Annotated in this window: 9 protein-coding genes; 5 read left to right on the top strand and 4 right to left on the bottom strand. The window is 67.6% G+C overall.

What is annotated here, in order from left to right:
* The first annotated feature begins 18 nt into the window (after window positions 1-18).
* From ACEN9Q_RS10980 to ACEN9Q_RS10970, 3 genes are all read left to right on the top strand, one after another.
* Window positions 19-990 (top strand): ornithine cyclodeaminase family protein, encoded by a 972-nt coding sequence (locus ACEN9Q_RS10980; RefSeq protein ID WP_495628420.1) that lies wholly within the window; start codon window positions 19-21, stop codon window positions 988-990.
* Between the two features lie 249 nt (window positions 991-1239).
* Complete coding sequence (locus ACEN9Q_RS10975) at window positions 1240-1731, top strand: RICIN domain-containing protein (protein WP_495628419.1); 492 nt, start codon at window positions 1240-1242, stop codon at window positions 1729-1731.
* A gap of 184 nt (window positions 1732-1915) precedes the next feature.
* Complete coding sequence (locus ACEN9Q_RS10970; RefSeq protein WP_495628418.1) at window positions 1916-2413, top strand: signal peptidase II; 498 nt, start codon at window positions 1916-1918, stop codon at window positions 2411-2413.
* Window positions 2414-2506: 93 nt separating this feature from the next.
* Here ACEN9Q_RS10970 and glf read toward each other — a convergent pair whose 3' ends face one another.
* The 3 genes from glf to ACEN9Q_RS10955 all read right to left on the bottom strand — a co-directional run bounded on the left by glf (window position 2507) and on the right by ACEN9Q_RS10955 (window position 5679).
* Window positions 2507-3661, bottom strand: a complete 1155-nt coding sequence (gene glf / locus ACEN9Q_RS10965; RefSeq protein ID WP_495628417.1) for a UDP-galactopyranose mutase — start codon at window positions 3659-3661, stop codon at window positions 2507-2509.
* 397 nt (window positions 3662-4058) lie between these two features.
* Window positions 4059-4385, bottom strand: coding sequence for a KGG domain-containing protein (locus ACEN9Q_RS10960; RefSeq protein WP_495628416.1), 327 nt, complete (start codon window positions 4383-4385; stop codon window positions 4059-4061).
* A gap of 169 nt (window positions 4386-4554) precedes the next feature.
* Window positions 4555-5679, bottom strand: a complete 1125-nt coding sequence (locus tag ACEN9Q_RS10955) for a mechanosensitive ion channel family protein (protein ID WP_056446825.1) — start codon at window positions 5677-5679, stop codon at window positions 4555-4557.
* A 131-nt stretch (window positions 5680-5810) separates the two neighbouring features.
* On the opposite strand from ACEN9Q_RS10955, the gene ACEN9Q_RS10950 reads away from it, so the two are divergent.
* Both ACEN9Q_RS10950 and ACEN9Q_RS10945 read left to right on the top strand, forming a co-directional pair.
* Window positions 5811-9497 (top strand): response regulator, encoded by a 3687-nt coding sequence (locus ACEN9Q_RS10950; protein WP_495628415.1) that lies wholly within the window; start codon window positions 5811-5813, stop codon window positions 9495-9497.
* A complete protein-coding gene (locus tag ACEN9Q_RS10945) occupies window positions 9494-9928 on the top strand; it encodes an NUDIX hydrolase (protein WP_495628414.1) in 435 nt (144 codons plus the stop codon). Before ACEN9Q_RS10950 ends, ACEN9Q_RS10945 begins: the two co-directional genes overlap by 4 nt.
* Here the strand turns inward: ACEN9Q_RS10945 and ACEN9Q_RS10940 are convergent.
* Window positions 9911-12268, bottom strand: a complete 2358-nt coding sequence (locus tag ACEN9Q_RS10940; RefSeq protein WP_495628413.1) for a hybrid sensor histidine kinase/response regulator — start codon at window positions 12266-12268, stop codon at window positions 9911-9913. The genes ACEN9Q_RS10945 and ACEN9Q_RS10940 overlap by 18 nt on opposite strands.
* Between the last annotated feature and the right edge of the window lie 255 nt (window positions 12269-12523).

Here is a 12523-nt window from a genome sequence, read left to right as displayed (position 1 = left end):
CGTTACCGAAGACATTTCATGCCCAGCGACGCCCGTCTGCTATTGCTCGACCGCGACGCCGTCGCAGCCCTCATGACAACCGAGATGGTCAGCCGCGCTGTCCACGACGCTTTCACGTTGCACAGCGACCGACAAGGCCGGGTCTTTCCAGTCGTCCGCGAAGCCCTGAACACCGGCGGGATTTTTGGCATCAAGTCGGGTGACGTCGCTGCGCGTGCGCTGCTAGGCTTCAAGGCCGCCGGGTTCTGGCCACGCAACCGCGAACTCGGTGGCGAGCCACACCAGGCGACGATCATGCTGTTCGATCCGGCGACGGGACGCCCATGCTGCATTATGGACGGCAATGCCATCACAACCGCCCGGACCGCGGCGGCCGGCGAGCTCGGCTTACGCACGTTGGCGCGCGCCGACAGCGCGACTTTGTGTGTGTTCGGTACCGGCGTGCAGGCGCGCGCCCAGCTGTCCGCCGCGCTGCGCGCATTGCCGTCCTTGCGTACGGTTCGCTATGTTTCACACGATGGCAAGCCCGATGCAGCCTTCGAAGATCACTTCGCCGAAGGGCAGCGGCCGACCCTTGCAGTCGACGTCGACGCGGCCGTTGCCGCCAGCGACGTCGTGATCACGGCTACACCAGGCGGCGGGCCACTATTCAGCCTTGCGGCAGTGCGGCCAGGAACACACTTTAACTGCGTCGGCGCCGATACCCGAGGCAAACGTGAACTGCCGCAAGGTTTGCTGCAGCGTTGCCGGCTGGTGGTCGACGACAGCGAACAGGCGTCCCAACTCGGCGAAACGCAGTGGGATCCATCCGTGCGACATATGGAGCTCGGGGACCTCCTGACAGGAAAGTTCGCCTTCGTCCGCCGTGCGGATGACGTTACGGTGTTCGATATGACCGGTCTAGCCCTGCAGGACTTGGTCGTGGGCAAATACCTTTACGACGCGGCCCGCGATGCCGACGTTGGACGCAAGACACCGTGGCCTTGGTGATCCGGACGACGGGGTTATCCGCATGGTTGCTCGTAAATTTGATGATGGGCGTGTTTCAAAGCTGAGTACACAAGAAAGCCATGGCTCGATGCCACAAGACCTCTTACTTGCTCAGAGAGCAACAACATCGTACACTGGGCCGGGCCGGCCGTACGTTATCGGCCAACCGGCACAAACTCGATGACCGATCGTTGCGAAAACGGCCGGCACGATCGATCGGCATCGATATGTTCATCCAAGGAGAAGACAATGCGACTGCTGCTGCCGTTCTTGCTCGCCACCGTTGCCCACGGCGCCAGCGCAAACCCGCCCAGCTTCAGCCTGCATTCGGCCTTTACCGGACATGACAACTGCCTCGATATCGTCAACGCGGAGAATCGGGATCAGTTGCACATGACCCGCTGCGGTCCTTACACGGGCCAAATGTGGGAGCTTGTGCCGGACGCCGTCAACAGCTTTGTGCGTCTGCGGGCGCGCTTTACTGGCGAGGATATGTGCCTGGACGTGGTCAATGACGGCAACAATAGCCAGGTGCACATGGCGTCCTGCGCCAACGTGACGGGCCAGCAATGGCACATGGATCAGACGGGTCCGGGCCAGGGCGTGCGGTTGTGGAACGAGTTCACGGGCCAGGGCAAATGCCTGGATATCGTCAACGATGGCAGCGGACGCGTACACCTTGCATCGTGCGGCGATTATTCGGGCCAGTACTGGAACAAACGCAGCAGGCGGCGCGGTTAGGTTTCGGGGATTTTCCAGCCTGGCGAGAAGACGCCGTGCGGCGGCCAACGGCCGGGCTCCGCCAAAAGCAGTCGGTTGCTGGACATGGCGTCCTGCCGGTTTCCGAGCACGTTTATGCTGCTAAAATTGGGCGCGCAGACCTTGTCAACCGACGCCGAGAGAATCGAATTATTTACTTTAACTTATGATCCGGATCGCTATCACATCGTTTCTCGCATTCGGCCTCGACCGTCTTTCAAAGATCATTATCGTTGACTGGCTCAACCTGATATCCGTCCAGACGATCCCCGTTTCCCCCCCTTACCTCACTTTCGTAATGGCCTGGAACAAAGGGGTCAATTTCGGTTTCCTGAACAGTTTCGATGCCCGTTGGCTGCTGGTTGCCATCAGCATCGTCGTCTCGTTGGCGCTGATCTTATGGGCGCGCAACAAGTCGGGATGGGTCCTGATACTGGCGTCCGGCGCCGTGGCGGGCGGTGCACTCGGCAATGCCTACGACCGCGTTGTCTACGGTGCGGTTGCCGACTACATCAACGTGAGTTGCTGCGGGATTAACAACCCATATTCGTTCAATGTCGCCGACGTGTTGATTTTCGGTGGCGCGATTTTCCTTGCTCTCGGATACGAGGCCGAAAAACGGCGCGGCGATCCGGCAGTCCCGATACGCGGCGGCCGGATCTAGACTTCGGGATTGCGAACCTGGCGGGCGGATCGCCGTGCGCCGGCACTCGCCGCCGGGCGCTCCCGGGCGCGGCCGTGGCCGCGCCGCAGACGTTCAGGCCAGCGGATCGATCGCAAACGCCGGCATCGGCACCTTCTCGCGCGCGGCCGCGAGGAATTTATCCGACGTCTGCAATGCCTCGTGGATCGTCACGTCCATGTCGAGGTAGCGGTACGTGCCGAGGCGGCCGACGAAGGTGACGTTCGTTTCGGTGCGGGCCAGGTCGACGTATTTTTCCAGCTGCGCCTTTTCGCGTGCCTGGCGGATCGGATAATACGGCGTATCGTTTTCCTCGCACTGGCGGCTGTATTCCATGTAGCAGACCGTGCGCTCGTGCTGTTCCCACGGCGAGAAATGCTTGTGTTCCGTGATGCGCGTATACGATTGCGAATCGTCGCAGTAATTGATGACGGCATTGCCCTGGTAATCGCCGGTGTCGCGGAACACTTCGAAATCCAGCGTGCGATAGGGCAGGCGGCCCTCCACGTGGTTGAACCAGGCGTCGATCGGGCCGCTGTAGAACACGTGATCGTAGTCCGACTTGGCGGCCGGGTCGAAGCGGGTGCCCAGGTGAACGGTAATGCCCGGCACTTTCAGGACGTTTTCCACCAGCGCCGTATAGCCGTCGGCCGGCATGCCCTGGTATTTGTGGTTGAAGTAGTTGTCGTCGTAATTGAAGCGCACGGGCAGGCGTTTCAGGATGCTGGCCGGCAGCTCGCTCGGATGCAGGCCCCACTGCTTCATCGTATAGGTCTTGAAGAACGCTTCGTACAGCTCGCGGCCCACGAAACGCAGCGCCTGTTCCTCGAACGTGGCCGGATTCTCGATCGACTTGTCGCCCAGCGACTGGATGAAGGCTTCCGCTTCCGCCGGACGGAACGTCTTGCCGAAGAACTGGTTGATCGTCAGCAGGTTGATCGGCAGCGTAAACACGCGGTGATTCGTGATCGCCTTCACGCGATTGACGTAGGGCTTGAATTCGGCGAAGCGGTTCACGAATTCCCAGGCCCGTTCGTTATCGGTGTGAAAAATGTGGGGGCCGTACACGTGGACCATGACGCCCGTTTCGCTGTCGCGCTCCGAATGGCAATTGCCGGCGATATGGTCGCGCGCCTCGAAGATCTCGACGTTATAGCCCGCATGGGCCAGCTGGTTGGCGATGACAGCTCCGGAAAATCCAGCACCGACAATGGCAATATTCTTTTTCATTCGCTTATCCTGTTTGATGGTTATTCCTGCCGGCGCGGCGCGTGCGGCCGCGCGGACTCCATGCCCCGCATGCGCTGTTTCCCGCATCCCAAGTTCATATGTAAAGACCGTAACGACTTACGGTTACGGAGCGTTTGGAATGTGAAATATAGTGCCAAAAATATATCACCCTTCATCCGTTTTGCCCCGCACAATTGGACGCGGGCGCAGGCGAGGCGAGCCCGTCAATACGAGTCCGGCGGCACGTCGCGGCGGAATGCCGGAGGTGGAAAAGGGGCGGGAAAGGGGGCGCGGAGCGCTGTTTCCGAACGCGTCACGGAAATGCGAAAACCGCCGGCCGGAGCCAGCGGTTGAACATGCCACGATCTGCCCGGGCGTGCCGGGCAGGCGCTGACGGTCAGCGCTTGTTGTCGTTCTTGTGGCTCTGCGAGCCGGCCTTGGCGTGCTGCTCCGGCGTGCCGCCGCGGGTGCTGTTGCTGCTCTGCTGGCTGCCGCCGCCCTGGCTTTGCTGGCTGCCGCTGTCGTTCTTGTGGCTCATGGAGCCGGCGCGGCGCGCTTCTTCCGAGGTGAACTCGTGCGCATTGCCCGAAGCGTGAGCGGCCTTGCCGCCTTCCGAGGCGATGTCGCGCTGCTTCTGCGGGTCCATCGATGCGAAGCCGCGGTTGCTGGTGTCGCCGCTCTGGTTGTTGCCCTTGTTACCGCCTTGCTGGTTGTTCGATGCCATGATCGTTCTCCTTGAGTTGGTTAAACAATTCGTCCCTCTGCCGGATCAGCGTCGCGTGACTGCCGCCCGGGAAGAGGTGAAGCCATGGTAAGGCGCACGATATGCAGGGTGAATAGGATTCCTTATGGCTGGCTTGTAGGATGAGTCTGGCTATTTTGGTGCAACGGATTCAGTGAAAGGACGGGCCCGGCGGCGGGGGCGCGTCGCCGTTGCGGCGGAACGTCTCCGCCAGTCCCGCATCGGCCAGGCGCACGATCGACAGCGGGTGCGCGAACTCGATGCCGTCCTGCTGGAAGCGGCGGTAAATCTCCAGGAAGATGGCCTGTTGCGCGTCCATGTGCAGGAGGTAGTCCGGGCTGCGGTAGTGGTACACGACCTCGAAATCCAGCGACCACTGTCCCCAGCTGAAGAAATGGGCGCGCTCGAAGTCGACGTTCTCCTTGCTCGTGACGATCTCGCGGATGATCTGCGGGATGCGGCCCAGCAGTTCATCCCCCGTGCCGTAGGCCACGCGCAGCACGAACGCCACGCGCCGCGTCTGCATGCGCTTGTGGTTGTGGATGCGGCTCTTCAGCAGCTCGCCGTTGGAGAACACGACCTGCTCCCCGCCCAGGCCCCGCACGCGCGTCGTCTTGAGGCCGATGTGCTCGACCGACCCGAGCACGTCGCCCACGATGATGAAGTCGCCCACTTCGAACGGCTTGTCGAGCATGATCGAGAGCGAGGCGAACAGGTCGCCGAGGATGTTTTGCGTGGCCAGCGCGACGGCCACGCCGCCGATGCCCAGGCTGGCGACGAGCGTCGTGATGTTGATGCCAAAATTGTCGAGCACCATCAGGGTGACGATCACCCACAGCAGCAGCCGCGAGATGAAGCACAGCACGCCGCTGGAGGCGCGCCGTTCGCTGTCGACGGGCCCGACGCGGAACTGGTCGCGCCAGGCGCGCAGGCCCGCGTCGCCCCAGATCGCCGCCTGCAGCAGCAGGGAGGCGATCGCGATGCGCGTGACGAACTTGTCCTGCTTCGCCGTCAGCTCCAGGAAGGTGCTGCCGAAGTACAGGGCGAACACGACGATGAACAGCAGATAGGTCTGCGACAGCATCTTGACGACGAAATCGTCGAGGCGTGTCCCGGTGCGCCGCGACAGCGTCTCCATGCGGCGCAGCACGAAGGCGCGCACGAACACCATGGCGATCGCCGACCCGGCCGCGACGGCCGCCGCCATCGCCCACGATTCGAAGGGGTTATTCAGGAAGGAAAAATGCCCTGTCCGGGACAGGAAGGAAAACGTCATCGAATACTCCAGTACCGTCGAAAGCCAGCCGCCAGTTTGGGGGCGGGCGGCGCCGGGCCGCGCACAATTGACTTTCGGCAGGGCGCGGAATACATTGCATTATTTACATCGCTCCTTTCCCCAGACACCTGATGGCCTCGGACCAGACCACCAAGATCCTGCTCGTCGATGACCAGCCGGCCAACCTGGCGGTGCTGGAAGCCATCCTGGCGGACCTGGGCCAGGCGCTCGTCGCCGTGACGTCGGGCGAGGCCGCGCTGCGCGAGGTGCTCGCCCACGATTTCGCCGTCGTGCTGCTGGACGTGCGCATGCCGACCATGAACGGTTTCGAATTGGCCGAGCTGATCCGCGAGCACCCGCGCACGCACAGCCTCCCGATCATCTTTCTGACCGCCGGCGACGCCGACGAATTCCCGCTCGAGCGGGCGTATGCGCTCGGCGCGGTCGATTACCTCACAAAACCCTTCAATCCCGTGGTCCTGCGCGCCAAGGTCGCCGTCTTCATCGACCTGTACCGCAAGAACGCGGAGCTGGCCCGCATCGAGGAAGAACGCCACCGCGCCCAGCTGCGCTCGCGCGACGCCCGGCTGCGCCTCATCCTCGACAATATCCGCGACTATGCCTTCATCGGCACCGACGTCGACCGCGTCGTGACCGAGTGGGAAGGCGGCGCCGCCGCGATCACGGGCTGGCCGGCCGACGCCGTCCTCGGGCGCTGCGTCGACCTGTTGTTCACGCCCGAGGACCAGGCGGCCGGGCAGCCGGAACAGGAAGCCCGCAACGCCCTCGCGCATGGCCGCGCCGAGGACCGCCGCTGGCACGTGCGGCGCGACGGCACGCGTTTCTTCGCCGACGGCGTGATGGTGCCGCTGCGCGACGAGGCGGGCGTCCACGCCGGCTTCGCCAAGATCATCCGCGACGCCACGGTGGAAAAACTGGCCGCCGAGCGGCTGGCCGAGAGCGAGCAGCAGCTGGGCGAGAGCCGGCGCCAGGCCGAGGCGGAGCGCGAACGCCTGCTGCGCGAGCTGCAGGCCGCCAGCGAGCGCATGCGCGACATCTTCCACCGCGCGCCCGCCATCATGTGCGTGATGAGCGGCCCGGAACACGTGATCGACATGGCCAACCAGCGCTACCTCGAACTGACCGGCGGCCGTCCGCTCGCAGGCCTGGCCGTGCGCACGGCGCTGCCGGAACTGGCCGGGCAGGGCTTCATCGACGTGCTGGACCGCGTCTACGCCAGCGGCGAGGCCGTCGAAGGCCACAACGTGCGCCTGCTGCTGCAAGGCCACGGCGACGACGCCCACAGCGGCCTGGAAGAACACTTCCTCGACTTCGTCTGCATGGCTCTGCGCGACCCGGACGGCAGCGTCTCGGGCGTGCTGCTGCACGGCGTCGACGTCACGGAGCGGACGCGCGCGAACCTGCTCGCCGTCGGCCAGCGCGGCGCGCTGGAGCTGGCCGTCACCGATGCCCCGCTGGGCGACGTGCTGGACGTGCTGGCCCGCACCGCCGAGGACTACAGCGGCGGCGCGGCGCTCGCGTCGGTGCAGCTGACGGCGTCCGGCGGCCGCCTGCTTCACGCGGCCGCCCCGTCGCTCGGCATCGAGTTCCAGCGCGCCATCGACGCCATTCCCATCGGCCCGGTGGCCGGCGCCGCGGGCGGTGCCGCGTGGCGCGGCGAACCGATCGTCTGCGCCGACGTGGCGGCCGATCCGCTGTGGCAGCAGCATGCGGCCCTCGCGCAGGCGCACGGGCTGCGCGCGGCGCGCGCGCTGCCGATCCTGGCGCCGTCCGGCGCGGTGCTCGGCACCTTCACGCTGTATTACCGCGAGCGGCGCCTGCCCGGCCCGCAGGAGGAAGCGGCGCTGGCGCTGCTGGCCAACACGGCGTCGCTCGTGATCGGCCAGCGCCACGAGGCGCAGGAACGCCAGGCGGCCGAACACCGCTCGCGCGCGATCCTGGAAAGCATGAGCGAAGGCTTCATCGCCCTCGATCCGGCCTGGCGCATCACGTATGCCAACGGCGCCGCGGAAGCCGTCACGCGCCGCCCGCGCGAGGAGCTGGTCGGCGCGCAGTTCTGGGACCTGTTCGCGCAGATGCGCGGCAGCGCGCAGGAACGGGCGCTGCGGCGCACGGCGCTGGAGCGGACGCGCAGCCGCATCGAGGCCTACGACGACGCCCAGAACCGCTGGTTCGAAATCAACTCGTTTCCGATGGAGGCGTCGGGTTCGGAGACCGGCGGCCTCGCGCTGTACTTCCGCGACGAGACCGACCGCCGCCGCGCCGAGGAAGGCATCCGCCGCCTGGCCGCCGTGGCGGAGCAATCGTCCGACTTCATCGGCATCTTCACGCCCGACGCGGGTGGCATCTACCTGAATCCGGCGGGGCGGCGCATGGCCGGGCTGGACGACGGCACCAACATCGCCGCGTGGCGCATGATCGACTTCTTCCCGCGCGAAGACCGGCCGTTCGTGCGCGACCACGTGATGGCCGCGCTGACGGGCGGCGCGGCCGAATGGGAAGGCGAACTGCGCCTGGACCAGCCCGACGGCCACGAGCCGATCCCCGTGTACTTCAAGGGCTTCGCCGTGCGCGACGCGGACGGCCACAACATCGGCCTCGCAACGATCACGCGCGACATCACGGCGCAGAAGCGCTCGGAGGACGAGCTGCGCCGCGTGGCTGCCGACCTCTCGGAAGCGGACCACCGCAAGAGCGAATTCCTGGCCACGCTGGCGCACGAGCTGCGCAACCCGCTGGCGCCGATCCGCACGGGGCTCGACCTGCTGCGCATGGCACCGCGCGACGCCGAGGCCACGGGGCGCGTGCACGCCATGATGGACCGCCAGCTGGGGCACCTGATCCATCTGGTGGACGACCTGCTCGACATCGCCCGCATCACGCGCGGCAAGATCGAACTCAAACGCGAGGCAGTCGACCTCAAGGTCGTCGTGCAGATGGCGCTGGAAACGAGCGCCGCGCTGATCGACGGCCACGGGCACAGGCTGGAAGTCGACCTGCCGCACGAACCGCTGCCGCTGGAGGCGGACGTCACGCGCATGGTGCAGGTGCTGTCCAACCTCCTCAACAACGCCGCCAAGTACACGCCCGCCGGCGGCTGCGTCACCCTGGCGGCCTGGCGCGAGGACGGCCACGCCGTCGTCGCCGTGTCCGATACCGGCATCGGCATCCCGCCCGACGCCATCGGTTCCGTATTCGAGATGTTCACGCAGGTGCGCGGCAGCCTCGATCGCGCCCAGGGCGGGCTCGGGATCGGGCTGTCGCTCGTGCGCCGGCTCGTCGAATTGCACGGCGGCCGCGTGAGCGCGTTCTCGGCCGGCCGTGGCAACGGCAGCACCTTCACCGTGCGCCTGCCGCTGCACCCCGGTTCGCCGCACGCGCGCCCGACGGGCACGGACGACGCGCATCACACCCAGCCCCCGGCGCCGCTGCGCGGGCTCGTCGTCGACGACAACGCCGACGCCGCCGACAGCCTCGTCGCGCTGCTGGAGGCGCTCGGCCACGCGACGACGGTGGCGCGCGACGGCCCGCAGGGCCTGCGGCTGGCGCTGGAAGCGCGCCCGGACCTCGTGCTGCTGGATATCGGCCTGCCCGGCATGAGCGGCTACGAAGTGGCGCGCGCGATCCGCCGGCGCCAGGGCCTGCGCCAGATCGTCCTCATCGCGCTGACCGGCTGGGGCGCGCAGAGCGACCAGGAACAGTCGCACGAAGCCGGGTTCGACCAGCACCTGACCAAGCCGGTGAGCCTGGAGGCGCTGGAACAGGCGCTGGCCGCGGCCGCGCGCGCGCTGCGATGAGGACCCCGCCTGTCGTCGCCGTGTCATGCGGCACGCTCGTCGTCGACGCCGGCGGGCGCCTGCTGCTGGGCCACGTCACGCACACGCCGCGCTGGGACATCCCGAAAGGCGTGCAGGACCCGGGCGAGTCGCCGCTGGACGCCGCCGTGCGCGAGCTGTGGGAAGAGACGGGCCTCGCATTTGCGCCGGACGCGTTCCGCGACCTGGGCCGCTTCGAGTACCGCCGCGACAAGGCGCTGCACCTGTTCCGCGTGGACGTGGGCGCGGCCATGCCCGACCTGGCGCACCTGAACTGCACGAGCATGTATCCGCACCACGCCACGGGTGCGCCCACGCCGGAGATGGACGGCTACCGCTGGGCCACGCGCTCGGAAGTCGCGACGCTGTGCTGGCCGCGCATGGCCGCGCGCCTGCTAGCCGTCGGCTGGTGACGGGGCGCTGCGCGCCGTCACCTCGCGCAGCACGGCCTCGATCGCCGCCACCGTCGCCGGCTTGGTGAGATGGGCGTCGAACCCGGCTTGCGCCGTGCGCGCGCGGTCGTCGGCGCCGCCCCAGCCGGTGAGGGCGACGAGCATGACGCCGTCGTGGCCCGGCTCGCGCCGCACGGCCTCGGCCACCTCGTAGCCGGACATGCCGGGCATGCCGATGTCGAGGAACACGGCGTGCGGATGCAGTCCGTCCAGCATGCGCAGCGCCTGGTGCCCGTCGTGCGCGACGACGACGTCGTGGCCCATGACGGACAGCAGCGCGGCCAGCGTGTCGGCGGCGTCGCGGTTGTCGTCCACGACGAGCAGGCGCAGGGCGGCAATGCCCGCCGTGTCGGACTGCGCCGGGCCGACCGCGGCACCCGTGGCGGCGCCGCGGTCGGCCAGCGGCAGGCGCACCGTGAAGACGCTGCCCGTGCCGGTGCCGGCGCTCGCCGCCTGGATCGTCCCGCCATGGAGTTCGACGAGGCTGCGCACGAGCGACAGGCCGATCCCCAGTCCGCCCGGCACGTGGCGCGCGGCGTGGGCCACCTGGGTGAACATCCGGAAGACCTCGCCGATCGACTCCGGCGGGATGCCGATGCCGTTGTCGGACACGGCGATCAGCGCATGGTCGCCGTCGCGTTCCGCCGCCAGCACGATGTGGCCGCCGCGCGGGGTGTACTTGGCCGCGTTGTTCAGCAGGTTGCTGACGACCTGCGTGATGCGCGTGGCGTCCGCGAACAGCGCCAGGGGCTCGTGCGGCAGGCGCACGTCGAGCTGGTGGCGGGCCGCCTCGATCAGCGGCAGGCTCGTCTCGACCGCCGCGTTCAGCACGTCGGCCAGCGCGATCACGGCCGGCTTGAGCTCCACCTGGCCGCGCGTGATACGGGCCACGTCGAGGAGGTCGTCGACGAGGTGCACGAGGTGATCGAGCTGGCGGTCCATGATGTCCTGCACGCGCGTGACCGCGGCAGGATCGGAGCGTGCGCGCCGCATCAACTGCAGGCCGCTGCGGATCGGCGCCAGCGGATTGCGCAGCTCGTGCGCCAGGGTGGCGAGGAATTCCGTCTTGCGGCGGTCCTGCTCGGCCAGGTCGTCGGCGAGGCGGCGCAGTTCGACCTCGGTGCGGCGGCGCTGCGTGATGTCGGTGAACAGCACGACGACCTTGCTGCTGCCGGCGGGGCCCACGCGCGCCGCGTACACGTCGTACCAGCGGCCGAGCTGCGCGGCCTCGTCGACGAAATGCATCGGCTCCCCCGTGGCCGCGACCTTGCCGTAGACCTCGAACCAGCGCGGCTCGTGGTCCGGCAGCATCGACCGAATCGTGCGCCCGACGGCGCCTTCGAGGCCGGTGGCCTTGACGAACGCCGGATTGACTTCCAGGAAGCGGTAGTCGCAGGGCTTGCCGGCCGGGTCGTACAGCATCTCGATCACGCACACGCCCTCGTCGATCGCCTCGAACAGCGTGCGGTAGCGTTCCTCGCTGGCCTGCAGGCGTTCCTCGGCCTGCTTGCGGACGCTGGCGTCGATCACGACGCCGCGCATCATGCCGCGCGGGCCGGCGCTGCGGTCCAGCTGGCCGCGCGCGAGGACCCAGCGCCAGCCCCCGGCCGGCGTCCGGACGCGGAACGTGGCGTCGTACGGCGCGCCCGTCTCCATGGCGCGTCCGAGCAGGGTTTGCGTGGGCGGCACGTCGTCCGGATGGATCACGGCGAAATACGCGGCCACGTCCACGCCGTCCCCGTCTTCGTGACGCAGGCCGAACATCTCGTTCATGCGCGCGTCGGCGCGGACCCGGCCGCTGGCGATGTCCAGCGACCACACGGCGACTTCGGCGGCGGCGATGATCGCCTCGAGGCGCGCGCGGGTGTCGCGCAGCGCCGCTTCCGCGCGGCGCCGCTCGGCCGCCGTCGCATACGCTTCCAGGAAAAAGCGCGCCTTGGCCTTGAGGATGGGGATCGACACCGGATCGTGCAGCACGGCGAGCGCGCCGGCGTCGTACAGCGACTCCAGCGTGAACGGCGGCGCGGCGGGGATGCCGTGCGCGATCACGGGCGCCTGCGGGAGGGCGGCGCGCAGGCGGCGCACGCTGTCGAACAATGCCTCGGTGTCGCCGGAATAGCCGGCCAGCACGAGCGCGAAGCCGGGCAGCTCGTCCCCGTGGCGCGCATGCATGAGCGCTTCGTCCAGCGTGCGGGCGCGCACGAGGTCGTAGCCCATCTCGGCGGCCACGGCCCCGACGGCGGGATCGGAGACGGCGCGCCCACACAGGAACAGGACCCGCCCCTGGATCGTCCCGCTCATGCTGCGCTCCCGCGCGCGGCGTGGGCCGGCGCCGGCCAGCGGACGGGCCGGCAAAGGGCCCGATAAGCGGCCCGATAAGCGGCCCGATAAGCGGCCCGATAAGCGGGTGCGGTATTTACCGCGGAATGCATGCGCAGGGTGTGGGGATCATCGTGTTGCGACTGTAGAAGTTGCGCGCCCGGCTGTCAACAGTCGGCAGCCGGGCGCCATCCGGCGTGGATCGCCGGTAGGATGGGGCCGCGGCACAGCAAGGAG

The organism is Massilia sp. Masssp93, from assembly GCF_059491295.1.
The sequence above is the reverse complement of the archived record's forward strand: the minus strand, read 5'-3'. Positions and strand labels throughout refer to the sequence as shown.

Excerpts from the sequence above, each read along its gene's own strand:
- ACEN9Q_RS10980 (WP_495628420.1), top strand. The coding sequence starts at position 19 with ATGCCCAGCGACGCCCGTCTGCTATTGCTCGACCGCGACGCCGTCGCA.
- ACEN9Q_RS10975 (WP_495628419.1), top strand. The coding sequence starts at position 1,240 with ATGCGACTGCTGCTGCCGTTCTTGCTCGCCACCGTTGCCCACGGCGCC.
- ACEN9Q_RS10970 (WP_495628418.1), top strand. The coding sequence starts at position 1,916 with ATGATCCGGATCGCTATCACATCGTTTCTCGCATTCGGCCTCGACCGT.
- glf (WP_495628417.1), bottom strand. The coding sequence starts at position 3,661 with ATGAAAAAGAATATTGCCATTGTCGGTGCTGGATTTTCCGGAGCTGTC.
- ACEN9Q_RS10960 (WP_495628416.1), bottom strand. The coding sequence starts at position 4,385 with ATGGCATCGAACAACCAGCAAGGCGGTAACAAGGGCAACAACCAGAGC.
- ACEN9Q_RS10955 (WP_056446825.1), bottom strand. The coding sequence starts at position 5,679 with ATGACGTTTTCCTTCCTGTCCCGGACAGGGCATTTTTCCTTCCTGAAT.
- ACEN9Q_RS10950 (WP_495628415.1), top strand. The coding sequence starts at position 5,811 with ATGGCCTCGGACCAGACCACCAAGATCCTGCTCGTCGATGACCAGCCG.
- ACEN9Q_RS10945 (WP_495628414.1), top strand. The coding sequence starts at position 9,494 with ATGAGGACCCCGCCTGTCGTCGCCGTGTCATGCGGCACGCTCGTCGTC.
- ACEN9Q_RS10940 (WP_495628413.1), bottom strand. The coding sequence starts at position 12,268 with ATGAGCGGGACGATCCAGGGGCGGGTCCTGTTCCTGTGTGGGCGCGCC.